The organism is Sodalis ligni, assembly GCF_016865525.2.
Lineage (GTDB): Bacteria > Pseudomonadota > Gammaproteobacteria > Enterobacterales > Enterobacteriaceae > Acerihabitans > Acerihabitans ligni.
Window position 1 is genome coordinate 1,413,494 of the sequence record NZ_CP075169.1, and the last position, 26,442, is coordinate 1,439,935.

The following is a 26,442-nucleotide window of genomic DNA, read 5'->3' on the forward strand; positions in this document are numbered from 1 at the left end:
CGGCAGGAAAATAATGGCAAAACGCATATTAGTCGTGGAAGATGAAGCACCCATCCGTGAAATGGTCTGCTTTGTTCTTGAACAAAATGGCTTCCAGCCTATTGAGGCGGAAGATTACGGCAGTGCGGTGAGTCGTATGGCGGAGCCTTATCCGGATCTGGTCCTGCTCGACTGGATGTTGCCCGGCGGTTCGGGTATACAGTTTATCAAACTGATGAAGCGCGAAGTATTGACGCGCGATATTCCTGTCATGATGCTGACGGCGCGCGGCGAGGAGGAAGACCGGGTGCGGGGACTGGAAGTGGGGGCGGATGATTATATTACCAAGCCCTTCTCTCCCAAGGAACTGCTGGCGCGGATCAAAGCGGTAATGCGGCGTATCTCGCCGATGGCGGTGGAAGATAAAATCGAAGTGCAGGGCTTGAGCCTGGACCCCTCTTCGCACCGGGTAACATCCAATGAGCTGGCGTTGGATATGGGGCCTACCGAATTTAAACTGCTGCACTTTTTCATGACCCATCCCGAACGGGTCTACAGTCGCGAACAGTTGCTCAACCATGTATGGGGTACCAATGTTTACGTGGAAGATCGTACGGTGGACGTGCACATTCGTCGTTTACGCAAGGCGCTGGAAACAGGCGGGCACGATCGGATGGTACAGACGGTACGGGGAACCGGCTATCGTTTCTCGGCCCGCTATTGAATCTGTCTCAAGGGAGAACGGCCGGTGCTAGAACGTTTATCCTGGAGCAAACTGCTGCTTGAACTGGGGTTTTTTTGCCTGCCCGCCCTGCTGTTGTCGTTACTTATCGGGCATTTGCCCTGGCTGCTGGCGGCGGCGCTGTTGGCGGCGCTGCTGCGTAACTATTATTATCAGCTCCGGCTGTCCTGGTGGCTGTGGGTAGACCTGAGCCGGACCCCGCCGGTGGGCCGCGGCAGTTGGGAACCGCTGTTCTACGGCCTGCATCAGATGCAGCTGCGCCATCGCCGCCGCCGCCGCGATTTGGCAACGCTGTTCAAGCGATTTCGCAGCGGTGCGGAAACCCTGCCGGATGCGCTGGTGATGCTGACCGGCGACGGCCATATATTTTGGTGCAATGGCTTGGCGCAGCAGCTGCTGGGCTTTCGCTGGCCGGAAGACAACGGCCAGCATATCCTCAATTTGCTGCGTTACCCCGAGTTTAATGAATACCTGCAAAATCAATCCTTTCAGCGGCCCCTTACGCTACACATCAACAACCAGCGCTATGTGGAATTCCGGGTGATGCCTTACACCGACGATCAGCTGTTAATGGTGGCGCGGGACATTACCCAGATGCGACAACTGGAAGGGGCGCGGCGCAACTTTTTCGCCAATGCCAGCCATGAGCTGCGTACGCCGCTGACGGTCCTGCAGGGTTATCTGGAGATGATGAACGATCAGGAGATGGACCCGGCGATTCGCGCCAAGGCAATCCATACCATGCAGGATCAAACGCAGCGCATGGAGCGCCTGGTTAAACAACTGCTGGTGCTTTCCCGCATCGAAGCCGCTCCCCACAACGAAGTCAACGAGAATATCGACGTTCCTTCCATCCTCAAGCGGCTGCAGCAAAGCGCGGAGGGGCTGAGCCAGGAGCGCCACGACATTGTGTTTCGCGTTAATGAGCATCTGCGGGTGCGCGGTAACGAAGAGCAGCTGCGCAGCGCCATGTCGAATCTGATTTACAACGCGGTGATCCACACGCCGCCGGGCACCCGTATCGAGGTCTGCTGGCAGCGTACCTCCGCCGGCGCGGAATTCCAGGTGAGCGACAATGGCCCGGGTATCGCGCCGGAGCATATCCCCCGCCTGACCGAGCGTTTTTACCGGGTGGATAAAGCCCGGTCACGGCAAACCGGCGGCAGCGGCCTCGGGCTTGCCATTGTGAAACACGCCCTCAGCAATCATGACGCGCGCCTGGATATCATCAGCGAACCGGGCGCCGGTACCCGATTTTATTTCACCTTGCCGAACCGGTTGATAGTTGCCCCGTCCCTGAAGGAAAATAACCTCACCTTTAAGCCGCCCGTCGAGCTTTGATGAAAATCGTCAGTCCCATCGTCTGCTGTCTGCTCGTATTACTGGCCTGGCCGGCCTCCTCCCGGGCGGTAACGGTATTGTCGGGCAGCCTGACCAGTACCGGTTCCGATACCCTGGCCAATTTGCTGACCGGCTGGGGGATGGATTTTAATCGCCGTTTTCCCGAGGTGGGGGTGCAGATCCAGGCCTCGGGCTCGGCAACGGCGGCGGCGGCGCTGGCCGCCGGCACCACTCAGCTGGGGCCGATGAGCCGCCCCATGACCGTGCCGGAAGTTGACGCATTTCGCCGGCATTACGGTTACCCTCCGTCGGCGGTTCCGGTGGCGCTGGATGCGGTGGTGATTCTGGTGAATGAGGATAATCCCCTGCAATCCCTGCCGTTGAGCCAATTGGACGGCATCTTTTCCATTACCCATAGCTGCGGTCCCTCGCCGGCCTTGAAACGCTGGGGGGACCTGGGGCTGAAAGGGCATTTGGCCGGGCAGACCCTGCTGCGCTACGGTCGCAATTCGGCGTCCGGCACCTACGGCTATTTCCGTCAGCGCGTACTGTGCGGCGGCGATCTGCTGACGTCGGTGAACGAACTGCCCGGCTCGGTATCCGTGGCCCAGGCGGTGGCGGGTTCAGTCAACGCCATCGGTTACGCCGGTATGGGTTTTCACGCCAGCGGCGTCAAAATCCTGGCGTTGACCGACGGGCAGGGGAAAACGGTTCAGCCGGATGATGCCACCCTGCTCAACGGTGAATATCCCCTGGTGCGGTATCTTTATATCTACGTGAATAAAGCGCCGGATCGGCCGCTGGAGCCCATCACAGCGGCGTTTTTTGATCAAATCCTTTCCCCCGGCGGACAGCTGCGCGCTCGCCAGAACGGCTACCGATCGCTGCCGGAGGCCGTCAGGCTGCAGGCACGCCGCAATATCGGACTCGAATAGGCCGGCAGGCTTCGCCGCAGCCATTGACGTCTGTGTATCATTTTATCTTATTGTTATATGTGATCTTATTCAGCAAGTATATATGGAGTTTTTAAGGTTTTAAGAAATTATTCACTGCATTAACGGTGTTTATTCGGCTAATTGTTCCGCATTAATCTTACACTCTTGTTTTGCGCCCCTTTATCAGTTTAAAGTGCGCCGGTTCCAATCCATAGGTTTTTCTTATTTATTACCTAAAAACAGGCACGACAAGATTTCATGAGTCAGCGTTTAACTTATAGAGACATTCTGGCACTCGGCTTTATGACCTTTGCGTTATTCGTCGGCGCCGGCAATATCATTTTTCCCCCCATGGTGGGATTGCAATCCGGCCCTCATGTCTGGTGGGCGGCAGCGGGCTTTTTGATTACCGCGGTGGGACTGCCGGTGTTGACCGTTATCGCGCTGGCCAGGGTGGGGGGCGGCATCGACGCCCTCAGTTCTCCCCTCGGCCGCAAAGCCGGCTTGGTGCTGGCGGTGGTCTGCTATCTGGCGGTGGGTCCGCTGTTCGCCATTCCCCGCACCGCCACGGTCTCCTTTGAAGTGGGCATGGCGCCTTTTACCGGCCAGGGCGGCGGGCCGCTGTTGTGCTATAGCCTGATCTATTTTGTCCTGGTCATCGGCATTTCCCTTTATCCGGGCCGCCTGCTGGATACGGTGGGCCACGTCCTGGCGCCGCTGAAAATAGTGGCTTTAGGCATCCTGGGCGCCGCCGCGCTGCTCTGGCCTGCAGGGAGTCCGATCCCGGCCAGCGAAATCTATAACCAGATGCCGTTCTCAACCGGCTTTGTGAATGGCTATCTCACCATGGATACCTTGGGCGCCATGGTGTTCGGCATTGTCATCGTCAACGCGGCGCGGTCCCGCGGCGTGGATAATCCGCGCCTGCTGACCCGTTATACCGTTTATGCCGGTCTGATTGCCGGCATCGGTTTAACGGCGGTCTATATCACCCTGTTCAAGCTGGGATCGGGCAGCGGCGTGCTGGTGCCCTCGGCGCAAAACGGCGCCGAGATCCTGCATGCGTATGTGCAATACCGGTTCGGCAACGGCGGCAGCGGCTTCCTGGCCGTCTTGATTTTTATTGCCTGCATGGTCACCGCGGTTGGGCTGACCTGCGCCTGCGCCGAGTTTTTCAGCGGGCATTTGCCCCTGTCCTACCGGACGCTGGTGGTGGTGCTGGGGCTGTTTTCCATGTTGGTTTCCAATCTTGGGCTCAGCCATCTGATTCAATTCTCCATACCGGTGCTGACCGCCATTTATCCGCCGTGCATCGTACTGGTTTTACTGAGTTTTACCCTGCGCTGGTGGCGCAGCAGCACGCTTATCATCGCCCCGGCGATGCTGGTCAGCCTGATGTTCGGCTGTGTCGATGCCCTCAAGATGTCGTCGTTCCATGATGCGCTTCCCGCCTGGACAGGCCATTTGCCGCTGTCGGCTCAGGGTCTGGCCTGGCTTTTGCCGACCCTGGCGGTGGGTATCATGGTGGCTGTCTATGATAAGTTCCGTCTACGGCATGAAGTAACCGCTCACTTATAAAATTCAAACAACGCTGTTGGCCACGGAGAATGCTTCGTGGTTTTTGTCATTTGCCAAAACAGAGTATCAGGGATATGCAACAACCACCCGTAACGTTAAAACGCGGTCTCACCACCCGTCATATTCGCTTTATGGCCTTGGGTTCCGCTATCGGCACCGGGCTGTTCTACGGCTCCGCCGACGCGATACAAATGGCCGGTCCCAGCGTCTTGCTGGCCTACCTGATCGGCGGCATCGTGGCGTATATCATCATGCGCGCCCTGGGAGAGATGTCGGTCCACAACCCCAGCGCCGGATCGTTTTCCCGTTATGCCCAGGATAATCTCGGTCCGCTGGCGGGTTATATCACCGGCTGGACCTACTGCTTCGAGATCTTGATTGTCGCCATCGCCGACGTCACCGCCTTCGGTATCTATATGAGCGTGTGGTTTCCGACGGTGCCGCATTGGGTCTGGGTGCTTGGCGTGGTCTTGTTTATCGGCGCCATCAATCTGCTGAACGTCAAGGCTTTTGGCGAGATGGAATTCTGGTTCTCCTTTTTCAAGGTGGCCACCATCATCGCCATGATCCTGGCCGGCGTGGGCATTATCGTCTGGGGTTTCGGCAATGGCGGTCAGCCCACCGGCATTCATAACCTCTGGACTCACGGCGGGTTTTTCAGCCATGGCTTCCTGGGCATGATTTTATCGCTGCAGATGGTGATGTTCGCCTACGGCGGTATCGAGATCATCGGTATCACCGCCGGCGAAGCCAGCGAGCCGGAAAAGTCCATTCCCAAGGCGATTAATTCCGTGCCCTGGCGGATCCTGGTGTTCTATGTGGGTACCCTGCTGGTAATCATGTCGATTTTTCCCTGGAACGAGGTAGGCACCGCGGGCAGCCCGTTTGTGCTGACCTTCCAGAAGCTGGGCATCCCCACCGCCGCCGGCATACTGAATTTTGTTGTGATCACCGCCTCGCTGTCGGCGATCAACAGCGATGTCTTCGGGGTGGGCCGGATGCTGCACGGCATGGCCGGCCAGGGTTATGCGCCGAAAATGTTCGCCCGGGTGTCCCGCCAGGGTATCCCCTGGATAACGGTGCTGGTGATGATGTTCGCCCTGCTTATTGCCGTTTATCTTAACTACATCATGCCGGAAAACATCTTTCTGGTGATTGCATCCCTGGCCACCTTCGCCACGGTGTGGGTGTGGATTATGATCCTGTGCTCGCAGATGGCCTTTCGCCGCCGGCTGGGACCGCAGCAGGTCAAAGCGCTGGCGTTTCCCATGCCCGGCGGAGTGCTGACTTCGGCGGCGGGAGTGGCCTTCCTGCTGTTTATCATCGGGCTTATCGGTTATTTTCCCACCACGCGTATTTCTCTCTACGCCGGCGGTATTTGGGTGGTATTGCTGCTGTTGGGCTACGGTTTTACCGCCGGCGGCCGGGCGACGCCGCCAGCATTAGCTGAAGAAAACCCGCCGGTAGCGGCGGGTTTATTCAAATATACTACTCAATAAGTGTCCGTTTATTACAGCTTATCGATGTTCTCAGACAGGTATTTGGCCACGCCCAGGGTGAAGCGTCCATGCCTTCCTGACCCTTTTCCCACTGTGCCGGGCACACTTCGCCGTGCTCTTCATGGAACTGCAGCGCGTCAACCATACGAATCATTTCATCGATGTTGCGGCCCAGCGGCAGGTCGTTAACCACCTGATGGCGGACAACGCCTGCTTTGTCGATCAGGAACGAACCGCGCAGCGCCACGCCGGCTTCCGGATGTTCAATACCGTAAGCCTTGATGATTTCATGTTTGATGTCGGCAACCAGCGGATATTTAACCTGGCCGATGCCGCCTTTATCCACCGGCGTGTTGCGCCAGGCGTTATGTACAAACTCTGAATCAAAGGATACGCCGACGATTTCAACGCCGCGATTTTGGAATTCAGCGAAACGTTTATCAAAGGCAATCAGTTCTGACGGACACACGAAGGTGAAGTCCATCGGCCAAAAGAAGATAACGGCGGGTTTACCCTTGATAAAACTATGCAGATTGAAGTTATCAACGATTTCTCCGTTGCCCAAAACCGCTGCAGCGGTAAAGTCGGGTGCTTGACGAGTGACCAGGACCATGTGTACTCCTGTAAAATACGGTTAGGTTGGTTGACAGGGAAGATGTAAAACGAGAGTCAGTATAGGTTGTCGCAGCTAATGGATAAAGCCATTGACGCCGATTGATGAGATAGTTTTTACCTATTAATTTGATTAGTATTTTATTTTTATATTACAAAATAACCCTTTGCGATACAAGGGAAAAACGTTAAAGATTTTATTTCATTCCAGTAACAATTAGTGCTGCTTGTTGTTTACAAGGTGAATGCGCCCTGATGCGCCAGCTGCAACATATCCGGGTAAAGTTGCCAAAAACAGGCCTCCAGCGCCGGATAATGTTGTTCAATTTCCGGGTAAATTTCCCCCAGCGCGGCCAGTCTGGGCCGCCGGCTCGCCATGCCCGTCAACACCTGCGCTAAAAAAGGCCGCTGGGCATAACGTTCGAGCCAACGTTCACGCCAAAGATAGGTATTAAGCGAGCGGAACGCTTCCGGCGTTTGCGGCAGCGCCGGCGTAATCACCGCTTCGGCCTGCAGCACGAACCGGCGTAACGGTACGTCCGGCACGACCCGGCTCCAGTGGAGCGCCAGAAAATGATCCCACACCACGTCCAGCGCAATGGGCGCCACCCGCCGGTAATCGGCGCTGAACAGGGTTTTGGCGGATTTCACCACCGTATGGCTATCGGTAAGGGTATCAATGCGCCGGTGCATGCGGATACCGGCCACTACTTCGGCGGAATAAAGTCCGTCGGGGTTGCCGCGGACAAAATCCGCCATCAGATTGCCTAATAGCGAGCTGCGCGCCACGGAGGCGAGATGGAGATGAGCAAGAAAATTCATTGCAAGAGTATAAGGTAAAACACCGGCAAAGCCGCTTATTTCTTGCAGGCCGCGCTGCATAGCCCTAGACTAAGCCGCCTGTTTTTTTGTCTTAAGTGAACTGGAATGCGTGTCGCCGAATTCTCATATGAACTTCCTGAGGCCCTGATTGCCGACTATCCCCTGCCGGAACGCAGCGCCTGCCGCCTGCTGGCGCTGGACGGACCCTCCGGCGAGATGACGCACGGCGTATTTACCGATCTGCTGGATCGGTTGGCGCCCGGCGATCTGCTGGTATTCAATAATACCCGGGTGATACCGGCCCGGCTGTTCGGCCGTAAGCTCAGCGGCGGCAAAATCGAAGTGCTGGTGGAGCGGGTACTGGACGATCATCGGGTATTGGCCCATGTGCGCGCGTCCAAGTCGCCTAAACCCGGCGCCGCGCTATTGCTCGGGGACGATGAAAGCATTGCCGCCACCATGGTGGCGCGCCGTGATGCGCTGTTTGAGCTGCGCTTCGATGACGACCGGGATGTGCTGACGCTGCTGAATGCCGCCGGTCATATTCCGCTGCCGCTCTATATCCATCGACACGACGAGGAAACCGACCGGGAGAGCTACCAGACGGTTTACAGCGAACGTCCCGGCGCGGTGGCCGCCCCTACCGCCGGCCTGCATTTTGACCAGCCCATGCTGGATGCCCTGCGGGACAAGGGCATTGAAATGGCGTTTGTCACCCTGCACATCGGGGCGGGCACCTTTCAGCCGGTGCGGGTTGAAAACCTTGAAGAGCATGTGATGCATTCGGAGTATGCCGAAGTCCCGCAGGAAGTGGTGGATGCGGTGCTGGCATGCAAGAAGCGCGGCAACCGGGTCGTCGCGGTGGGCACCACCTCGGTGCGTTCCCTTGAAAGCGCCGCGCAGGCGGCCCGGGGGGCGGTTATCGCGCCGTTTTTCGGCGATACCGATATATTTATTTTTCCCGGCTATCGGTTTCGCATTATCGATGCGTTAATAACAAATTTCCATTTGCCGGAATCGACCCTGATTATGCTGGTATCGGCGTTTGCCGGCTATAAACATACCATGGCGGCTTATCATGAGGCCGTGGCGCTGGAATACCGTTTTTACAGTTACGGCGATGCCATGTTCATCACCCGTAACGATTTGGCCGCCCTGGACGCCATTGGCGAACGGTAGGCCGCAATCCCGCCGGGGGCGAAATGCCGCCCGGCTTTGCTGCCGCTGTGAACGCAGCCGGCATAAACTGCATCGGACTGTTTCTCCGGTGTCGGAGGCTGAGTGAAGTACGAATTAATCAAAACTGACGGCCGGGCGCGCCGCGGACGCCTGGTATTCGAGCGCGGCGTGGTGGAAACCCCGGCGTTTATGCCGGTGGGCACCTACGGCACGGTAAAGGGCATGACTCCGGAAGAGGTGGCTGAAACCGGCGCGCAAATCATCCTGGGCAATACCTTTCATCTCTGGCTGCGTCCGGGGCAGGAGATCATGAAACTGCACGGCGATCTGCATGATTTTATGCAGTGGCACGGTCCGATTCTCACCGATTCCGGCGGCTTCCAGGTGTTCAGCCTGGGGGATATTCGCAAGATAACCGAAGAGGGCGTGCATTTTCGCAATCCCATCAATGGCGATGCGATATTCCTCAGTCCGGAAAAGTCGATGGAAATCCAGCATGACCTGGGTTCGGATATCGTGATGATATTCGACGAATGCACGCCATTTCCCGCCGAACATGACTATGCCCGCAAATCCATGGAGATGTCGCTGCGTTGGGCGGAGCGAAGCCGCCGCCGTTTTGACGAGCTGGGAAACAAAAATGCGCTGTTCGGCATCATCCAGGGCAGCGTTTACGAAGATTTACGAGATGTTTCGGTAAAAAGACTGGTAGAGATCGGCTTTGATGGTTACGCTGTGGGCGGCCTGGCGGTGGGTGAGCCGAAAGCGGATATGCACCGCATTCTCGAGCACGTCCTGCCGCAGATTCCGGCTGACAAACCGCGTTATCTGATGGGCGTGGGTAAACCGGAAGATTTGGTGGAGGGCGTGCGTCGCGGTATCGATATGTTCGACTGCGTAATGCCGACGCGTAATGCGCGCAACGGTCATTTATTTGTCACCGACGGAGTGGTGAAAATCCGCAACGCCAGTAACAAAAGCGACACATCGCCGCTGGATGAACATTGTGATTGCTACACCTGTCGCAATTATAGTCGCGCTTACTTGCATCATCTCGACCGTTGCAACGAAATACTCGGTGCGCGTCTGAATACCATCCATAATCTGCGGTATTATCAGCGTCTGATGGCGGGTTTACGCCACGCTATCGATGAAGGTAAATTAGAGCAGTTTGTTGACGAATTTTATGGCCGGGTTGGAAAACCCGTTCCGCCTTTAGTCGTTGAGTTAAATTACAATGAGGGAATTTAAATGAGCTTTTTCATTTCTGACGCCGCTGCCGCAGCAGGCGGGCCGTCCCAGGGAAGTCCTTACTCTCTGGTGATTATGTTAGTGGTATTTGGCCTGATATTTTATTTTATGATCCTCCGTCCGCAGCAAAAACGCACCAAGGATCATAAAAAGCTGATGGACTCCATCGGCAAAGGCGATGAAGTACTGACCACAGGCGGTCTTGTGGGTCGCGTGACCAAGGTCGCGGATACCGGCTATATTGCGATAGCGTTGAACGATACCAATGAAGTGGTTATCAAACGTGATTTCGTGGCCGCTGTCTTGCCGAAAGGTACGATGAAAGCGCTGTAATTGTCGATTTTCCCGAAGGGAACTGCCGTGTTAAACCGTTATCCTTTATGGAAGTACATCATGCTTATCCTGGCACTTCTCGTCGGGCTGCTGTATGCGCTTCCGAACCTCTATGGTGAGGATCCGGCCGTACAAATCACTGGTGCGCGGGGTGCCGCCGCCAGTGAGACGACGCTGGTTCAGATCCAAAATGTCCTAAAAGAACAGAATATCGCCAGCAAGTCGATCGCCCTGGAAAACGGCGCCATCCTGGCCCGTTTCTCCAATCCGGACGTGCAGCTGCGCGCTCGGGAGGCGTTATTGAGCGCTCTTGGCGAAAATTATGTGGTGGCATTGAACCTGGCCCCGGCCACGCCCCCCTGGTTGGCCATGATGGGGGCCGAACCCATGAAACTGGGTCTTGATCTGCGCGGCGGCGTGCACTTCCTGATGGAAGTGGATATGGATACCGCCCTGGGCAAGCTCCAGGAACAGACCATGGACGCCTTGCGCTCGGATCTGCGTGAAAAAGGCATCCCTTATGCCACGGTGCGCAAAATCGAAAATTACGGCACCGAGGTGAATTTCCGCGACGGGAATTCCCGCGATCAGGCGGTCAGCTACCTGGTCCCGCGCCACCGCGATCTGGTGATCAACAGCACCGGCGATACCGGGCTGCGCGCGGTCATGGCGGACACCCGCCTGCGGGAAGCCCGTGAATATGCGGTGCAGCAGAACATTACCATCCTGCGCAACCGCGTTAATCAGCTGGGTGTGGCCGAGCCGCTGGTACAGCGCCAGGGCGCGGACCGGATAGTGGTTGAGCTGCCGGGTATCCAGGATACCGCGCGCGCAAAGGAAATCCTCGGCGCCACCGCGACGTTGGAATTCCGCCTGGTGAATACCACGGTTGATCGCAGCGCGGCCGCCAGCGGCCGGGTGCCGGGTGATTCCGAAGTGAAATATACCCGCGACGGCCAGCCGGTGGTGCTCTATAAACGGGTCATCCTCACCGGCGACCATATTACCGATTCCACCTCCAGCGCCGACGAATACAACCGCCCGCAGGTCAATATCTCCCTCGACAGCACCGGCGGCACCAATATGTCCAATTTTACCAAGGACAATATCGGCAAGCCGATGGCAACCCTGTTTGTGGAATACAAGGACAGCGGCAAGAAAGACGCCAACGGCCGGGCTATCCTGGCCAAACAGGAGGAGGTTATCAATGTGGCGACCATCCAGTCCCGCCTGGGTAACAGTTTCCGTATCACCGGCATCGATAATCCGAACGAAGCCCGCCAACTGTCGCTATTGCTGCGCGCCGGGGCGCTGATTGCGCCGATTCAGATTGTCGAGGAACGGACTATCGGCCCGACGCTGGGCATGCAGAACATCACGCAGGGTCTGGAAGCCTGTCTGTGGGGGCTGGTGGCATCCATCATCTTTATGGTGGTGTGGTATCGCAAGTTCGGCCTTATCGCCACTACCGCGCTTATCGCGAACCTGGTGATGATCGTGGGCATCATGTCTTTACTGCCCGGGGCGACGCTTACCATGCCCGGGATCGCCGGGATTGTGCTGACGCTGGCGGTGGCGGTGGATGCCAACGTGCTGATTAACGAGCGTATCAAAGAAGAGCTCAAGAACGGGCGTACCGTTCAGCAGGCTATTCATGAAGGTTATAAAGGCGCCTTCTCCAGTATCGTCGATGCCAACGTGACTACGCTTATCACCGCGATTATCCTGTACGCGGTGGGCACCGGTTCCATCAAGGGTTTTGCCATAACCACCGCTATCGGGGTCGCCACCTCGATGTTTACGGCGATTGTCGGCACGCGCGCCATCGTGAACCTGCTTTACGGCGGTAAACGTATCAGCAAAATGTCTATCTAGGAGTGCGGTGTGGCTCAGCAACATAGAGTTGAAGATTTAAACTACGGCCGTAAAGTCTATGACTTTTTGCGCTGGGGTTACGTAGCATTCAGCATTTCCATTACGCTGTTAATCATTTCCGTCGCGCTGATAGCCACCCGTGGATTTAACTGGGGGCTGGATTTTACCGGCGGTACGGTTATCGAGCTGAACCTGAGCAAGGCCGCCGATCTGGATGCCATGCGCGGCGCGTTGGAGCATGCCGGTTTCAAGGATCCGCTGATCCAGAACTTCGGCAGCAGCCGGGATGTGATGGTCCGCATGCCGCCGGTGCAGGACGGCGCCGGCCAGGAGTTGGGCAACAAAGTGCTGGGAGTGGTTAACCAGACCTTTGATTCGCAGGCCACCGTGAAACGTATCGAGTTCGTCGGACCCAGCGTCGGCAGCGATCTGGCGCAGGCCGGCGGCATGGCGCTGCTGGTGGCGCTAATCTGTATCCTGATTTACGTCGGCTTCCGGTTCGAATGGCGGCTGGCCCTGGGGGCAGTGCTGGCCTTGGCTCATGACGTGGTGATTACCATGGGTGTCCTGTCGCTGTTTCATATTGAAATCGATTTGACCATCATCGCCTCGCTGATGTCTGTGATCGGCTATTCACTGAACGACAGTATCGTGGTTTCCGACCGTATTCGTGAAAACTTCCGCAAAATACGGCGCGGCAGCTCTTATGAAATCATCAACGTGTCGCTGACCCAGACCCTGAGCCGCACCTTGATGACCTCGGCCACCACGCTGATGGTGGTGCTGATGCTGTTTATCTTTGGCGGCCCGATCCTGGCCGGTTTCTCCTTGACCATGCTGATAGGCGTCACCATCGGTACGGCTTCATCCATCTATGTCGCCTCGGCGCTGGCGCTGAAGCTGGGGATGAAACGCGAACACATGATCCAGCAGAAAGTCGAGAAAGAGGGCGCGGATCAGCCTTCGTTGCTGCCATAATTTAGCGGATTGCCAGCAGGACAAACCCGCTTCGGCGGGGTCAGATTGCTGACAAACGTACCCCGAGTCAAAAAGGCGGGGCAGGCTGCCAGAAGAGTAAACCGTCCGCGCCAAGGATGGCGCGGATCGAGCCTACAAGGAGGTATTTCCGGCGTGTTTACGATCTGGCAGTTTGCCCCGACCGAGCACTTTGCCAACAAGCTCCCCCCGCTTCGGCGGGGTTTATTATATCCGCCGCTATTGCTGGGACAGTGGCTTGACGGCGTCGGGGGGCGGTGGGGAATCCGGGGATATTTTGATAATATCGTGCAGCCGGACAAAACCCACCTGTTCCGGCGCCAGTCCGCTCAGGCGCAGCTCGATGGCGGCGTCGGATTTCGGCAGCAGCGAGGCGGGCACCACAATGGACTGGCTCAGGGCATCGGCGGTCAGGGGTTTGCCGGTTGCGGGATCCACCTGGCCCCAATCCACCGTGGCGGAGAAAGGCGTCAACGGCTGATTGTCGGTGGTGCGGATACGCATTAGCGTCCTTGAACCATTTGCTTCCGTTTCGATCGGGCTCAGCGATACCTGAAGCTTGCCGACCTGGCTTTCCACCTCGGCGGCGGTTTGGGCGGCGGGATAAATATACACGCCGCTGGTGGACTGCGCGTTAAGGGCATTCTGCTGCATCAATGCCGACACCTGGTTGTTGAGGTAATCCAGCCGCTGGTTCAACTGGCCCATTTCGTTCTTCAGGGCGGGGGCGTGAGCGTTCGGTTGTCTGGCGCATCCGGCAAGCAACAGCAGGGCGACAACAACACAGGCCGGGCGGTAAGCGATTGTCATAGCAACAGTTTCCTTATTCTGCCGATAAATTACAGCTTAGCCCGGAACACCGCAAAAGTCATGAACTGAAAGGCAGGAGAATTCCGAGTCCTTTGCTTGCGGCCGGGGAAGGGCCTTTGTTGTCGCCACAGTTCGCGCTAAACTAGCATACCCCTATCAGCCGCACAGGAAGCTTTATGCATTGTCCTTTTTGTTCCGCAGTCGATACCAAAGTCATTGATTCCCGTCTGGTGGGGGATGGTTCCCAAGTCCGGCGCCGCCGGCAATGCCTGGTTTGCAACGAGCGTTTCACCACCTTCGAGGTGGCGGAGCTGGTATTGCCCCGGGTAATCAAAAGCAATGATATCCGGGAGCCATTCAATGAAGATAAATTACGCGGCGGCTTTTTGAAGGCGCTGGAAAAAAGGCCGGTCAATTCCGACGATGTGGAAATGGCCATCAACCACATCAAATCGCAGCTGCGCGCCACCGGCGAACGGGAAGTTCCGAGCAAAATGATCGGGAACCTGGTGATGGACGCGCTGAAAAAGCTGGATAAGGTGGCCTATATCCGTTTCGCGTCGGTGTATCGCAGCTTCGAGGATGTACGGGAGTTTGGCGAAGAGATTGCCCGTCTTCAGGATTAAGGTGGTGTTATGCAGCAGGATGAATATTACCTGGCGCGAGCGTTTGAACTGGCCCGCCGCGGACGTTTTACCACCACGCCGAATCCGAATGTCGGCTGTGTCATCGTGCGGGACGGCAAGATTGTCGGCGAAGGCTTTCACTACCGCGCCGGCGAGCCGCATGCCGAAGTGCATGCCCTGCGCATGGCCGGTGAGGCGGCTCGGGGCGCCACAGTCTACGTCACGCTGGAACCCTGCAGCCATCAAGGCCGGACGCCTCCCTGCGCCGATGCGCTGATTGCGGCGGGCGTGGCGCGGGTAGTAGTGGCCATGCAGGATCCGAATCCCCAGGTCTCGGGGCGGGGCATGCACCTGCTGCGGCAGGCGGGTATCGATGTCCGTCACGGATTGATGATGGCCGAGGCGGAAGAGGTGAACCTGGGTTTTCTAAAGCGCATGCGCACCGGTTTCCCTTATGTCCGGCTGAAACTGGCCGCATCGCTGGATGGACGCACCGCCATGGCTTCCGGCGAAAGCCGGTGGATAACCTCTACCCATGCGCGGGAAGATGTGCAATCTTTCCGTGCCCAAAGCTCCTCAATCCTGTCCACCAGCGCCACGGTGCTGGCGGACGATCCCGCCCTGACCGTTCGCTGGCACTCGTTGCCGGAACAGGTCCGCTTATGTTATCCCCAGTCCGAATTGCGCCAGCCGGTGCGGGTGATTATCGACAGCCGTAACCGCGTAACCCCGGCCCACCGGCTGATAGCCGAGGAGGGGCAAACCTGGCTGGCCCGCCTGGCGGCGGATAACCAGCCCTGGCCGTCATCCGTTGAACAAATCGCCATGCCCGCGGGAGATACCGATAACCCCCGCATCGATCTGGTGATCCTGATGATGCAATTGGCCCGGCGCCAGATAAACAGCGTCTGGGTCGAGGCCGGCGCCGCCCTGGCCGGCGCGCTGCTGCAGGCGGGGCTGGTGGGTGAGCTTATCCTTTACCTGGCTCCCCGGCTGCTGGGGGACGGGGGCAGGGGGCTGTGCGTCCTGCCGGGGCTTGAGCGCCTGGCGCAGTCGCCGTCGTTTACGGTGGCGGATTTATGCCAGGTCGGACCGGATATCCGGGTACGACTTAAACCTGGCTACGCGGATTAATTGGCCCGCGCAGCGGACAAAAGAATATGTTAGAATCCGCCCCCTCTTGGGGCAATTATCGCCATTTGCCAACTGAAGGAAAGCCATGAACGTTATTGAAGGTGTTATTGCCACTCCACAAGCCCGTATAGCGATCGCGATTGCGCGTTTCAATCATTTCATCAACGACAGCCTTCTTGAAGGCGCCATCGATGCCCTGAAACGTATCGGGCAGGTGAAAGACGACAATATCACCGTGGTCTGGGTCCCCGGGGCCTATGAATTGCCGTTGGCGGTCCGCGCGCTGGCGGACAGCAAGAAATTCGATGCCGTGGTGGCGCTGGGCACGGTTATTCGCGGCGGCACAGCGCATTTTGAATACGTTGCCGGCGGATGCAGCACCGGCTTATCCCGCGTGGCCCTGGACAGCGTATTGCCGGTGGCGTTCGGGGTATTGACTACGGAAAGCATCGAACAGGCGATTGAACGGGCCGGCACCAAGGCCGGCAACAAAGGTGCGGAAGCCGCATTGACCGCACTTGAAATGATTAACGTACTGAAAGCTATCAACGCGTAAGTAAAGGGGAATTTTGTGAAACCTGCTGCTCGTCGCCGTGCCCGTGAATGTGTCGTCCAGGCGCTTTACGCATGGCAAGTATCTCATAACGATATTGCCGAAATTGAAGTCCAGTTCCTGGCGGAACAGGATGTCACGGACGTTGATATCGCTTATTTTCGCGAGCTGTATTCAGGTACGGCGACGCATGCGGCGGAGCTGGATCAGCTGATGGCCCCTTATCTTTCACGCCAGCTTGACGAGTTAGGCCATGTGGAACGGGCTATTTTACGCCTGGCCTTGTACGAGTTAAGCAAACGCCAGGATGTGCCCTACAAAGTGGCGATCAACGAGGCCATTGAACTGGCCAAGACGTTCGGCGCGGAAGAGAGCCACAAATTCATCAACGGCGTACTGGACAAGGCGGCGCCCTACATCCGCCCCAACCGCAGGTAGCACGGCGGGTGAGAATGCCGGATCCGGCGCGCGCCGCGGTAGCGGGACAACTCTATTTGGATAGGTTATGGCCTGTGGCGAATTCGATCTGATTGCCCGTTATTTCGACCGGGTAAAAAGCGCACGCCGTGATGTCGTGATGGGCATCGGCGACGATTGCGCCCTGTTGTCGGTTGATGAAAAACGGCTGATTGCGGTCAGTACCGATACCCTGGTATCGGGCATCCATTTTTTGCCGACGATTTCGCCGGCGGATCTCGGCTATAAATCCCTGGCGGTTAATCTCAGCGATCTGGCCGCCATGGGGGCCGATCCCGCCTGGCTTTCGCTGGCGCTGACCCTGCCGGAGATGGATGAAAACTGGCTGGCCGCCTTTAGCGACAGCCTGTTTGAGCAATTGGACTACTACGGCATGCAGCTGGTGGGCGGTGATACCACCCGCGGCCCGCTGAGCCTGACCCTGACCATCCAGGGGCTGATTCCCGCCGGGCGCGCCATTCTCCGATCCGGCGCCCGCATCGGCGACTGGATCTATGTCACCGGCACCCTGGGTGACAGCGCCGCCGGCCTGGCTGTACTGCAAGACCGGCTTATGGTGGCGGCCGCCCCCGACCGGCAATACCTCCTTGAACGCCATTTACGGCCGCAGCCGCGCATTTTGCAAGGTCAGGCCCTGCGGGATCTGGCCAGCTCAGCCATTGATTTGTCGGACGGCCTCATATCGGACCTGCGGCATATTCTCGACCGCAGCGATTGCGGCGCGCGCATCCATCTGGAAGATCTGCCTTATTCCACCGCCCTGCGCCGCCAGGTCTCGCCGGATCAGGCGCTGCGCTGGGCGCTCAGCGGCGGGGAAGATTATGAACTCTGCTTTACCGTGCCCGAAATCAATCGCGGCGCGCTGGATGTGGCATTAGGACATGCGGGCGCGGATTTTACCTGCATCGGCCAAATCGGACCCCGCAGCGAAGGCCTGCAGCTACTGCGGGATAATCAACCGGTAGACCTTGATTGGCACGGTTATGACCATTTCAGCCGGGAGTGACGCCATGACCAGTGAAGTGACGCTCGGCATCAGCCGGATCAAACTGCGTAATCCCTGGCACCTGATGTCCACCGGTTTCGGCAGCGGACTGTTTCCCTGGATGCCTGGCACCGTCGGTTCGCTGGCGGCCATACCTATCTGGTGCCTGATGACTTTCCTGCCCTGGCAGCTTTACTCCCTGGTGGTGATGCTGGCCATCTGCCTGGGGATCTATGCCTGCCATAAAACCGCCAAAGATATGGGCGTGCACGATCACGGCTGCATCGTCTGGGATGAATTTGTCGGTATGTGGATTACCCTGATGGCCCTGCCGGTGAACGACTGGCGCTGGGTGCTGGCGGGATTTCTGCTGTTTCGCGTGCTGGATATCTGGAAGCCCTGGCCCATCCGGTGGTTCGATCGTGAAGTCCACGGCGGCGTGGGGATCATGATCGACGATATCATCGCCGGCATCGTCGGCGCCGGGCTGATCTATATGCTGGGCCACCATTGGCCTTTGTTTTAAGCCGATATCGCAGCCCTCCGCAACATCCTAAACACCGGACATGAATAGATCCTGTTAAAGGGAAACCGTGCTGATGGGGTCGAATCGGGCGTGGTTTTCCCGCCCGACCGAGCGCCCCACAGCGCGGTAAGCCCGCTATCACCGAACGTGCAGCGAGCCTGTTAAAGGAAAGGGAAACCGCGCCGATGTGACCCCCTAGGCAAATCCCACCGGATAATGCGGGACATAGGCGGTTTCCAGCTCGGCAATGTCCTGCTCGTCCAGCGCCACATCCAGAGCACCGACCAAATCAGCGAATTGATCCGGACGGGATGCGCCGATAATCGGGACGGTCACCGCCGGCTTGCTCAACACCCAAGCCAGCGCGACCTGCGCCCTGGAAACGCCGCGGGTATCGGCTATCACGCCCACGCGCTCGGCTATACGGGCATCCACCTCTTCAGTACGGGTATACATCGCCGTGAGCACCTCATCTGAAACCGATCGGGCGGTGGTCTCACCCCAGGGACGGGTCAGCTTGCCGCGGGCCAACGGGCTCCAGGGCAGAACAGCGATATTTTCAAACTGGCACAGCGGATGCATCTCCCGCTCTTCCTCGCGCTGGATCAGATTATATTGATCCTGCATGGTGACAAACCGGGTCCAGCCGTGCAAATCCGCCGTATATAGCGCGCGGGCAAATTGCCAGGCGTACATTGACGATGCGCCGATAAAACGCGCCTTGCCGGCCTTCACCACATCGTGCAGCGCCTCAAGGGTCTCTTCCAGCGGGGTATCGTAATCCCAACGATGGATTTGCAGCAGATCCACATAGTCGGTCCCTAAACGGGTCAGACTATCGTCAATGGACTGCATGATTTTTTTACGCGACAGCCCCTTGGGCAAATTGCTCATTTCGTTAAACACTTTGGTGGCCAGCACGATCTGATCCCGCTGGGCAAAATCCTTTAATGCCCGACCGACGATTTCTTCACTGCTGCCGTCGGAATAGCTATTGGCGGTATCGAAAAAGTTGATGCCCGCGTCCAGCGCCTGTTTGATCAGCGGCCGCGAGCTCTCTTCGGGCAGGGTCCACGCATGCTTTCCCCGGGCGGGATCGCCAAATGTCATACAGCCGAGGCATAAACGGGAAACACGAAGATTGGTCTGGCCGAGCGTGGTAAACTGCATGATTATCTCCTGGATAGGCGGCGGTGCCTTAATGAATTTATTATAGCGGCGTTTAACCATCGGAGGCGATGGTAAATGCGATGTGCAACCGGCAGTCAACCGGTTAATGATTTTATTTGTTTCGTTTTTTTGATGTGCTGCAGGGAAATTTATTCTTCATCAAGGATGATTATGCGACTAAATCTTATCTTCTCACCACTATATACGCTTCAGGGAACTGATCAGCGGGAAATATATGTCTAAATCTAACAAGTTAACCACTTTCATCCTGGCATTCATGGTGCTGGGCATCATCGTCGGCGCTCTGGTTCATCAGTTTGCGTCTGTGGACAGCGCTCGCGCCTATGCCGATAACGTCGCGCTGCTCACCGACGTTTTCCTCCGCTTAATAAAAATGGTTATCGCGCCTTTGGTCTTTACCACATTGACGGTGGGTATCATGAGCATGGGAGACACTTCCGCCATCGGAACTTTGGGCGGCAAGGCGTTTCTCTGGTTTATCTCCTCCTCGGTCGTCTCGATCCTGCTGGGCCTGGCGGTGGTGAGTATCATCCAGCCCGGGGCGGGCCTCAATCTGCAGGTGCCGGCGCAGGCGGTGAATACCGGACTGGCCACCGACGGCATGTCCCTGAAAACCTTTATCGCCCACACTTTCCCCACCAGCATAGTTGATGCCATGGGGCACAATGAAATATTGCAAATCGTGGTGTTCTCGCTGTTTTTCGGCATTGCCGGCGCGTCGCTGGGGGAGAAATTCAATAAGCCGCTGGCGGACGGTCTGAATGTGGTATCGCACATCATGCTCAAGGTCACCGGCTACGTCATGTATATGGCGCCCATTGCAATATTTGCCGCCGTGTCGTCGGTTATCGCCAACGAAGGGCTGGGCATCCTGAAAAGCTACGCGTCGTTCATCGGCGGCTATTACCTGGCGATCCTGCTGTGCTGCGTTATGATGGTGGGCTTTTGTTATATTGTTCTGAAGTCCGCCACCTTCCGACTGATAAGCCTGCTAAAGGAGCCGGTGATACTGGCTTTCACCACCAGCAGTTCGGAAGCCGCCTATCCAAAAACCCTCGAACAGCTGCGCCGCTTCGGCTGCCCGAACAATATCGCCTCGTTTGTCCTGCCGCTGGGCTACTCCTTCAACCTGGTGGGCTCGATGATCTATTGTTCGTTTGCCTCGATGTTTATCGCCCAGGCCTACAACATCCACCTCACCGGCGCGGAAGTCGCCATGTTGATGCTCACCCTGATGATGGCGTCAAAAGGCATCGCCGGCGTGCCGCGTTCGGCCCTGGTGGTGCTGGCGGCCACCATCCCGAGCTTTAATATTCCGGTGGCGGGTATCTTGCTGCTGATGGGCATCGACCATGTGCTTGATATGGGGCGTTCCGGTATCAATGTGCTGGGGAACGGTATCGCCACCGCCATGCTATCCCGCCCCGACGCACAGGAAGCGGTGGCGGGGGAGTGGCAGGAAAATCATTGATATACCGATAGATTAAAGTGGCAGCGGCCGGGAAAGGCGGAGCTCATGGATGAGCCGCGTAACGCCGCCGAACGCCTGCAGCTTGAATGATGACGGGTCAGTGCGACGAGATAAAGCCGGAAGCCGTATGCGGCGGGGGCAGGGCGAAATTCGCTTTCATGCGTTTGGCTTCCTCCTGCGGGCTTTGGCCGAATAACCGTTTAAACTCCCGGCTGAATTGCGACGCGCTTTCATAGCCTACATCCAGGCAGGCCGTCGCCGCGGTCATATTGTTGCGCACCATCAGCAGGCGCGCCTGATGCAAGCGGATGGATTTTAGGTATTGTATCGGCGTTGTGTTGGTGACCGACTTGAAATGGCTATGGAATGTGGGCACGCTCATACCCGCTTCGCCGGCCAGCCGCTCGACGTTGAGATCCTGGCTGAACGAGGCGTGTATGCGCGCAATCGCCTTGGCAATCTTGCCGAACCGGCCTTGCATCAGCAGCGCTGCGCGCATAGAACTGCCCTGTTCGCCGGTAAGCACATGGTAATACAGTTCCCGCACCAGGGACGGGCCGAGGATCTCCGCCTCCAATGGCCGGTTCATGGCTTCCAGGAAGCGCAGCACCGATTCGCTGAACCGCCGGTCCATGGGCGTGGAGATCATGCCCTGAGGCCTGGCCTGGACGCCGGTGTAGCGCTGGTCAATGCGGATCATCAAATCCGCCGCCACCTTGAAATCAAGATGCATATAGATAGCCAGCAGCGGTTGTTCCGGGCTGGCATCGGTTTCCATGGTAAAGGGCACCGGCACCGACACGGCGAGATAATGCTGACGGTCATACAGATAAACCCGGTCGCCGAAAAACCCCCGCTTCCTCCCCTGGCAGACGATCACGATGCCCGGATCATATAATACCGGCGTGCGGCTTAGCGGACGGTTGGAGCGCAAAAAGCGCACATCAGGCAGCGCCGTCAGGTTATAGCCCTCCTCCGGAGCCAATTTCCCCAGCAGTGAAACCATGCGGTCCTGCAACGAGGCGTCGTTGCCGTCGGTCTTTTCCATCCTGTTTTCCTTTTATCGGCGTCTGGGCGCATTATGCCATAGCTTGCCTAGAATATTTACTTGTTCATAGGATTAGGCAAGATAAACAGAACAACAGACAGCCGTTCTATTCTCGCTACGGGATATCATGCAACTCCTCTCTCACTACTTGGGTGTTGAAAATGAATGATTCCGTAAAAAACGATGCGTCTTTACATGAAAACGCGAAAACAACGGGCCCGACTGCCGCCAAAACGCTATTGATAACCGGCGTCAGCAGCGGGTTCGGGCTGGCCTTGGCCAAAGCAGCTCTTGCCGACGGGCATCGGGTAATAGGAACGGTACGAAGCCCGGCGGCAAAGGCCGACTTCGAAGCATTAAACCCGGCACAGGCATTTGGACGGATACTGGATGTTACCGATATTGAACTTATGGATAGCCTGATAGCTGATGCCGAGTCATTGCTGGGCCCCATCGACGTTCTGGTGAATAATGCCGGCTACGGTCATGAGGGGGTTTTTGAAGAATCGCCGCTGGCGGACATGCGGCGCCAGTTTGATGTCAACGTGTTCGGCGCTGTGGCGATGATCAAAGCGGTATTGCCCTATATGCGCAAGCGGCGCGCCGGCCATATTGTCAATATCACCTCCATGGGTGGATTCATTACCATGCCGGGTATTGCGTATTACTGCGGCAGCAAATTCGCCTTGGAAGGTATATCCGAGGCGCTGGGCAAGGAACTGAAGCCGTTTAACATCGCCGTTACCGCCGTGGCGCCCGGTTCTTTTCGCACCGACTGGGCCGGACGCTCCATGGTACGCTCGCCGCGCAATATCGCCGATTACAACGCGATATTCGATCCCATCCGCAAAGCGCGCGAGGAAAAAAGCGGCCATCAGCTCGGCGATCCCGCCAAAGCCGCGCAGGCCATCTTGAGGCTGATTGAAAGCCGGGAGCCCCCCGCCCATTTGTTGCTGGGCAGCGACGCCCTGGCGCTGGTACGGGACAAACTGACGCAATACGCGCTTGAGATTGACGCCTGGGAAAAGGTAACCCGATCCACCGACGGTTAGCCCAATGCGCCGAAGGCTTCGCCCGGGACGGACTGAACTCATCATTTAGACTTTTCCGGTTTCACTTCAGCCGCGGGCGGGAAGATAAAACCAACAGAGTCGGCGAATCATCTGGCGGCCCGCCCTGGCGCTATTGCCCAATGAATAGTCCTCGGCGGCGCCATTCATTTTAAATACGATTGTATTATAATTCCTCCCCATTCAAATTTGCTAAATAATTCGTTTGATATCTATATAATTTAGTTCCTGTCAATAAGGTTGCCAGGCCTTTATTCCCTATGGCTGCCGTTTATTTTAATAAGCCATGCTTCTATTAATTTAAAGTTAAATCAATAATAGATAAGTATTGTTGTGCAATACAAGTAATAAAAATAATATCCTGTTAATTGTGTTTTAATATGTATATTAAATATGGCATTAGATAAAAATATACTAAGTGTCGGGAACTCGGGATTCTTTATTTTGGGGGGCGTCAATATGTACAGGATGGCTTATGATTCAGCCGATCGTTCAATTAAAAATCCTCATCTTGGTTACGCTTTTTTACTCTATCCTTTACTTCATCGCGGCCTGTATGCATGGGTTATAATAGCTATAACGGTGCCTTTCTTTTTGGCGGCGTCCCCTAAGGCGGCCGTGGTGAATAACCCTGCCGGTCCTAACGATAGTTTAACGGCCGGCGGGGAGGCTTTCTTCGATGGCGACGACAAATCCGCCAACCTTGCCTCTTTTGCGCAATCGGCCAGGGAATCATCCAGTCAATTCGGCAGCGCCCGGTTTCAGTTTAATGCAGACGATGATTTTCATTTGAACGGCAGTTCTGTCGATCTGCTGGTGCCCTTTGATAACAGGCCAAATACGATGTTGTTCACTCAATTAAGCGGTCGTCACCGGGACAGCCGCAATACGCTGAATCTGGGCGCCGGCGCCCGCCTGTTTACCAATAACTGGATGTTCGGTTTAAACTCGTTCTTCGATAATGATTTTAGCGGCACAAATCGGCGTATGAGCCTGGGTGCCGAACTCTGGACCCACTATGTTAAATTATCTTCAAACCTTTATTACCGAATAAAAAACTGGAGCCACTCCCCTGATTTGGAGAATTTTGATGAGCGGCCGGCCTTCGGTTACGATATGCGGGGCGATGCCTATTTGCCGTTCTTTCCCCAATTGGGGGCTCGCATGGTATTTGAGAAGTATTATGGCGACGGGGTGGCGCTGTTTGATAAAAATAAACGGTTGGACAGTCCCCGGGCGCTGATTGTCGGTCTTGATTATACGCCGATTCCCCTGCTGACGCTGGCGGTTGAGCAGCGCGTCGGCAGCGGAGATCAAAGCGAGGATCGTATCACTTTGCAAATAAATTACCGGCTGGGCCTGTCCTGGCGGGAACAATTCAATCCGCGGGGAGTAGCCTCCCTTCGAACCCTGGACCTCAGCCGATATGATTCGGTGGAGCGCAATGGTGATATGGTGCTCGACTATCGGCGGTGAATATTGTCCGGTGCGGCAGGCGCTATTCTTGCCGCCGGTGAGGGCTTCACGCCAGCCAATGCTGTATCTGGCTCAGAATACCAACGCTGTCCAGGCCGATATCGGCGCGGATTTCCTGCTGGGAGCCCTGTGGAATAAACCGGTCGGGCAGGCCGATATTCAATACCGGCACCAGTAGCCGCTTGCGCATCAGAAATTCATTCACCGCGCTGCCGGCCCCGCCCATGACCGCATTCTCCTCCAGCGTCACCAGTACTTCATGGCCGGCGGCCAGTGACTCAATCAATTCCTCGTCCAAGGGCTTCACAAAGCGCATATCCACCAGGGTGGCGTTTAGATGCCGGGCCGCGATGTCGGCTTCCTGCAGCAGGGTGCCGAAATTGAGCAGGGCGATTTTCTCCCCTTGGCGCCGGATAATCCCTTTGCCGATGTCCAGCGGCGCCAGCGGTGAGAACGCCGCGCCGGTGCCGTTACCCCTGGGATAACGCACCGCGCTGGGGCCGGCTTCATAATGGTAGCCGGTATGCAGCATCAGGCGGCATTCGTTTTCGTCGCTCGGCACCATAATCACCAGATTGGGAATACAGCGTAAAAAAGACAAATCAAACGCGCCCTGATGCGTCGGCCCGTCTGCCCCGACGATACCGCCGCGATCGATGGCGAACAGCACCGGCAGACGCTGAATGGCCACGTCATGAATCACCTGATCATAGGCCCGCTGTAAAAAGGTCGAGTAGATTGCCACCACCGGCTTATAACCGCCGATGGCCAAACCGGCGGCAAAGGTGACCGCATGCTGTTCGGCTATGGCTACATCGAAATAGCGATCCGGATATTGCCGGGAAAACGGCACCATGCCGGATCCTTCCCGCATGGCCGGCGTTATCGCCATCAATTTAGGGTCGGCGGCGGCGGTTTCACACAGCCAGTTGCCGAAAATGGCCGAATAGGTGGGCAGGCCTTCGGCGCTCTTGGGCAGCGTGCCGATTTGCGGATCGAACTTCGGCACCGCATGCCAGCCAATGGGATCTTTTTCCGCCGGGGCGTAGCCTTTGCCTTTTTTGGTCATGATATGCAGGAACTGCGGGCCTTTCCTGCCGCGCATATTTTTCAGGGTATGCACCAGCCCCAGCACGTCATGGCCGTCAACCGGCCCGATATAATTAAAACCCAGCTCTTCAAACAGGGTGCCGGGCACTACCATGCCCTTGATGTGCTCTTCGGTACGCTTTACCAGTTCTTTAATGGGCGGGATGCCGGACAGCACTTTTTTGCCCCCTTCCCGCAGGGTGGAATACAGCTTGCCGGACAGGATTTGAGCCAGGTGATTGTTCAGCGCGCCGACGTTCTCCGAGATGGACATTTCGTTATCATTCAGGATAACCAGCAGATCCGGTTTGATGTCGCCGGCGTGATTCATCGCTTCAAAAGACATGCCGGCGGTAATGGCGCCGTCCCCTATCACGCAGACCGTACGGCGGCCTTTGCCTTCATGCTCCGCCGCCACGGCCATGCCCAGCCCGGCGCTGATGGACGTTGATGAGTGCCCCACGGACAAGACGTCATACTCGCTTTCGCCGCGCCAGGGAAACGGATGCAGGCCGCCCTTTTGACGGATGGTGGAAATTTTTTCCCGCCGTCCGGTAAGGATTTTATGGGGATAAGCCTGATGGCCCACATCCCAAATCAGATGATCAAAAGGCGTGTTATAGACATAATGCAGCGCCACGGTGAGTTCCACGGTACCGAGTCCCGAGGCGAAATGGCCGCTGGAGCGACTCACGCTGTCGAGCAAAAACTGCCTGAGTTCATCGCAGAGTTTCAGCAAACTCTCTTTGGGCATCAGACGCAGCTGCGCCGGAATTTCAGCTAATGCCAGGGTCGGGTACTTTGTTATATCAAGACTCATTGGATACTCATACCTGAGGTAATA

Annotated in this window: 24 protein-coding genes and 1 pseudogene; 19 read left to right on the forward strand and 6 right to left on the reverse strand. The window is 56.8% G+C overall.

The window, feature by feature from the left end; all coding sequences use genetic code 11:
* The first annotated feature begins 13 nt into the window (after nt 1-13).
* From phoB to proY, 5 genes are all read left to right on the forward strand, one after another.
* Nucleotides 14-703, forward strand: coding sequence for a phosphate response regulator transcription factor PhoB (gene phoB / locus GTU79_RS06600; RefSeq protein ID WP_132922973.1), 690 nt, complete (start codon nt 14-16; stop codon nt 701-703).
* A gap of 24 nt (nt 704-727) precedes the next feature.
* Nucleotides 728-2,062, forward strand: coding sequence for a phosphate regulon sensor histidine kinase PhoR (phoR, locus tag GTU79_RS06605; RefSeq protein WP_203522416.1), 1,335 nt, complete (start codon nt 728-730; stop codon nt 2,060-2,062).
* Nucleotides 2,059-2,997, forward strand: a complete 939-nt coding sequence (locus tag GTU79_RS06610) for a PstS family phosphate ABC transporter substrate-binding protein (protein ID WP_420854156.1) — start codon at nt 2,059-2,061, stop codon at nt 2,995-2,997. Before phoR ends, GTU79_RS06610 begins: the two co-directional genes overlap by 4 nt.
* Nucleotides 2,998-3,255: 258 nt before the next feature.
* Entirely contained in the window at nt 3,256-4,575 is a 1,320-nt protein-coding gene (gene brnQ / locus GTU79_RS06615) for a branched-chain amino acid transport system II carrier protein (RefSeq protein WP_132922970.1), read from the forward strand.
* A gap of 74 nt (nt 4,576-4,649) precedes the next feature.
* Nucleotides 4,650-6,074 carry a proline-specific permease ProY gene (gene proY, locus GTU79_RS06620; protein WP_214513789.1) on the forward strand — a complete coding sequence of 475 codons (1,425 nt, stop codon included), beginning with the start codon at nt 4,650-4,652 and terminating at the stop codon, nt 6,072-6,074.
* 11 nt (nt 6,075-6,085) lie between these two features.
* Here the strand turns inward: proY and GTU79_RS06625 are convergent.
* Nucleotides 6,086-6,687, reverse strand: a pseudogene (locus GTU79_RS06625) (peroxiredoxin C).
* A gap of 233 nt (nt 6,688-6,920) precedes the next feature.
* Nucleotides 6,921-7,508, reverse strand: coding sequence for an acyl carrier protein phosphodiesterase (locus GTU79_RS06630; protein ID WP_203522413.1), 588 nt, complete (start codon nt 7,506-7,508; stop codon nt 6,921-6,923).
* 105 nt (nt 7,509-7,613) lie between these two features.
* Between GTU79_RS06630 and queA the strand changes: the two genes are divergently transcribed.
* The 5 genes from queA to secF all read left to right on the forward strand — a co-directional run bounded on the left by queA (nt 7,614) and on the right by secF (nt 13,124).
* On the forward strand, nt 7,614-8,687 hold the full coding sequence (queA, locus tag GTU79_RS06635) for a tRNA preQ1(34) S-adenosylmethionine ribosyltransferase-isomerase QueA (RefSeq protein ID WP_203522412.1): 1,074 nt from the start codon (nt 7,614-7,616) through the stop codon (nt 8,685-8,687).
* Between the two features lie 102 nt (nt 8,688-8,789).
* Entirely contained in the window at nt 8,790-9,938 is a 1,149-nt protein-coding gene (gene tgt / locus GTU79_RS06640; RefSeq protein WP_132922966.1) for a tRNA guanosine(34) transglycosylase Tgt, read from the forward strand.
* Nucleotides 9,939-10,271: a preprotein translocase subunit YajC gene (gene yajC, locus GTU79_RS06645; protein WP_132922965.1), complete on the forward strand. Its 333-nt coding sequence runs from the start codon at nt 9,939-9,941 to the stop codon at nt 10,269-10,271.
* 27 nt (nt 10,272-10,298) lie between these two features.
* On the forward strand, nt 10,299-12,146 hold the full coding sequence (gene secD, locus GTU79_RS06650; protein WP_214513790.1) for a protein translocase subunit SecD: 1,848 nt from the start codon (nt 10,299-10,301) through the stop codon (nt 12,144-12,146).
* A gap of 9 nt (nt 12,147-12,155) precedes the next feature.
* Entirely contained in the window at nt 12,156-13,124 is a 969-nt protein-coding gene (secF, locus tag GTU79_RS06655) for a protein translocase subunit SecF (RefSeq protein WP_214513791.1), read from the forward strand.
* Nucleotides 13,125-13,361: 237 nt separating this feature from the next.
* Here the strand turns inward: secF and GTU79_RS06660 are convergent, their stop codons facing one another.
* Nucleotides 13,362-13,952, reverse strand: a complete 591-nt coding sequence (locus GTU79_RS06660) for a SadB/YajI family lipoprotein (RefSeq protein WP_214513792.1) — start codon at nt 13,950-13,952, stop codon at nt 13,362-13,364.
* A gap of 176 nt (nt 13,953-14,128) precedes the next feature.
* Here GTU79_RS06660 and nrdR point away from each other — a divergent pair, with 176 nt between their 5' ends.
* The 6 genes from nrdR (at nt 14,129) to pgpA (ending at nt 18,253) form a co-directional block, all read left to right on the forward strand.
* Nucleotides 14,129-14,578, forward strand: a complete 450-nt coding sequence (nrdR, locus tag GTU79_RS06665) for a transcriptional regulator NrdR (RefSeq protein ID WP_132922961.1) — start codon at nt 14,129-14,131, stop codon at nt 14,576-14,578.
* 9 nt (nt 14,579-14,587) lie between these two features.
* The gene (gene ribD, locus GTU79_RS06670; RefSeq protein ID WP_214513793.1) at nt 14,588-15,712 is read left to right on the forward strand and encodes a bifunctional diaminohydroxyphosphoribosylaminopyrimidine deaminase/5-amino-6-(5-phosphoribosylamino)uracil reductase RibD; all 1,125 of its coding nucleotides are present in this window, start codon (nt 14,588-14,590) and stop codon (nt 15,710-15,712) included.
* A gap of 85 nt (nt 15,713-15,797) precedes the next feature.
* Nucleotides 15,798-16,268 carry a 6,7-dimethyl-8-ribityllumazine synthase gene (gene ribH, locus GTU79_RS06675; RefSeq protein WP_132922959.1) on the forward strand — a complete coding sequence of 157 codons (471 nt, stop codon included), beginning with the start codon at nt 15,798-15,800 and terminating at the stop codon, nt 16,266-16,268.
* A gap of 15 nt (nt 16,269-16,283) precedes the next feature.
* On the forward strand, nt 16,284-16,703 hold the full coding sequence (nusB, locus tag GTU79_RS06680) for a transcription antitermination factor NusB (RefSeq protein ID WP_132922958.1): 420 nt from the start codon (nt 16,284-16,286) through the stop codon (nt 16,701-16,703).
* Nucleotides 16,704-16,770: 67 nt separating this feature from the next.
* Nucleotides 16,771-17,748 (forward strand): thiamine-phosphate kinase, encoded by a 978-nt coding sequence (gene thiL, locus GTU79_RS06685; protein WP_132922957.1) that lies wholly within the window; start codon nt 16,771-16,773, stop codon nt 17,746-17,748.
* Nucleotides 17,749-17,752: 4 nt separating this feature from the next.
* Entirely contained in the window at nt 17,753-18,253 is a 501-nt protein-coding gene (pgpA, locus tag GTU79_RS06690; protein ID WP_132922956.1) for a phosphatidylglycerophosphatase A, read from the forward strand.
* Nucleotides 18,254-18,448: 195 nt separating this feature from the next.
* On the opposite strand, the gene GTU79_RS06695 is transcribed toward pgpA, so the two are convergent.
* On the reverse strand, nt 18,449-19,423 hold the full coding sequence (locus GTU79_RS06695) for an aldo/keto reductase (RefSeq protein ID WP_203522408.1): 975 nt from the start codon (nt 19,421-19,423) through the stop codon (nt 18,449-18,451).
* Between the two features lie 235 nt (nt 19,424-19,658).
* On the opposite strand from GTU79_RS06695, the gene GTU79_RS06700 reads away from it, so the two are divergent.
* Nucleotides 19,659-20,915, forward strand: coding sequence for a dicarboxylate/amino acid:cation symporter (locus tag GTU79_RS06700; protein ID WP_132922954.1), 1,257 nt, complete (start codon nt 19,659-19,661; stop codon nt 20,913-20,915).
* A gap of 97 nt (nt 20,916-21,012) precedes the next feature.
* Here the strand turns inward: GTU79_RS06700 and GTU79_RS06705 are convergent, their stop codons facing one another.
* Entirely contained in the window at nt 21,013-21,963 is a 951-nt protein-coding gene (locus GTU79_RS06705; RefSeq protein WP_243701450.1) for an AraC family transcriptional regulator, read from the reverse strand.
* 161 nt (nt 21,964-22,124) lie between these two features.
* Between GTU79_RS06705 and GTU79_RS06710 the strand changes: the two genes are divergently transcribed.
* The gene (locus tag GTU79_RS06710) at nt 22,125-23,015 is read left to right on the forward strand and encodes an oxidoreductase (protein ID WP_132922953.1); all 891 of its coding nucleotides are present in this window, start codon (nt 22,125-22,127) and stop codon (nt 23,013-23,015) included.
* A gap of 639 nt (nt 23,016-23,654) precedes the next feature.
* Nucleotides 23,655-24,509 (forward strand): inverse autotransporter beta domain-containing protein, encoded by an 855-nt coding sequence (locus tag GTU79_RS06715; RefSeq protein WP_203522407.1) that lies wholly within the window; start codon nt 23,655-23,657, stop codon nt 24,507-24,509.
* Nucleotides 24,510-24,555: 46 nt separating this feature from the next.
* Here GTU79_RS06715 and dxs read toward each other — a convergent pair whose 3' ends face one another.
* Nucleotides 24,556-26,418 (reverse strand): 1-deoxy-D-xylulose-5-phosphate synthase, encoded by a 1,863-nt coding sequence (gene dxs, locus GTU79_RS06720; protein ID WP_203522406.1) that lies wholly within the window; start codon nt 26,416-26,418, stop codon nt 24,556-24,558.
* Nucleotides 26,419-26,442 lie beyond the last annotated feature (24 nt).

What these genes read in the sequence shown, in the direction of transcription:
- phoB (WP_132922973.1), top strand. Translation starts at nt 14, where the DNA reads ATGGCAAAACGCATATTAGTCGTGGAAGATGAAGCACCCATCCGTGAA.
- brnQ (WP_132922970.1), top strand. Translation starts at nt 3,256, where the DNA reads ATGAGTCAGCGTTTAACTTATAGAGACATTCTGGCACTCGGCTTTATG.
- proY (WP_214513789.1), top strand. Translation starts at nt 4,650, where the DNA reads ATGCAACAACCACCCGTAACGTTAAAACGCGGTCTCACCACCCGTCAT.
- GTU79_RS06630 (WP_203522413.1), bottom strand. Translation starts at nt 7,508, where the DNA reads ATGAATTTTCTTGCTCATCTCCATCTCGCCTCCGTGGCGCGCAGCTCG.
- queA (WP_203522412.1), top strand. Translation starts at nt 7,614, where the DNA reads ATGCGTGTCGCCGAATTCTCATATGAACTTCCTGAGGCCCTGATTGCC.
- yajC (WP_132922965.1), top strand. Translation starts at nt 9,939, where the DNA reads ATGAGCTTTTTCATTTCTGACGCCGCTGCCGCAGCAGGCGGGCCGTCC.
- GTU79_RS06660 (WP_214513792.1), bottom strand. Translation starts at nt 13,952, where the DNA reads ATGACAATCGCTTACCGCCCGGCCTGTGTTGTTGTCGCCCTGCTGTTG.
- nrdR (WP_132922961.1), top strand. Translation starts at nt 14,129, where the DNA reads ATGCATTGTCCTTTTTGTTCCGCAGTCGATACCAAAGTCATTGATTCC.
- ribD (WP_214513793.1), top strand. Translation starts at nt 14,588, where the DNA reads ATGCAGCAGGATGAATATTACCTGGCGCGAGCGTTTGAACTGGCCCGC.
- ribH (WP_132922959.1), top strand. Translation starts at nt 15,798, where the DNA reads ATGAACGTTATTGAAGGTGTTATTGCCACTCCACAAGCCCGTATAGCG.
- thiL (WP_132922957.1), top strand. Translation starts at nt 16,771, where the DNA reads ATGGCCTGTGGCGAATTCGATCTGATTGCCCGTTATTTCGACCGGGTA.
- pgpA (WP_132922956.1), top strand. Translation starts at nt 17,753, where the DNA reads ATGACCAGTGAAGTGACGCTCGGCATCAGCCGGATCAAACTGCGTAAT.
- GTU79_RS06695 (WP_203522408.1), bottom strand. Translation starts at nt 19,423, where the DNA reads ATGCAGTTTACCACGCTCGGCCAGACCAATCTTCGTGTTTCCCGTTTA.
- GTU79_RS06700 (WP_132922954.1), top strand. Translation starts at nt 19,659, where the DNA reads ATGTCTAAATCTAACAAGTTAACCACTTTCATCCTGGCATTCATGGTG.
- GTU79_RS06705 (WP_243701450.1), bottom strand. Translation starts at nt 21,963, where the DNA reads ATGGAAAAGACCGACGGCAACGACGCCTCGTTGCAGGACCGCATGGTT.
- GTU79_RS06710 (WP_132922953.1), top strand. Translation starts at nt 22,125, where the DNA reads ATGAATGATTCCGTAAAAAACGATGCGTCTTTACATGAAAACGCGAAA.
- dxs (WP_203522406.1), bottom strand. Translation starts at nt 26,418, where the DNA reads ATGAGTCTTGATATAACAAAGTACCCGACCCTGGCATTAGCTGAAATT.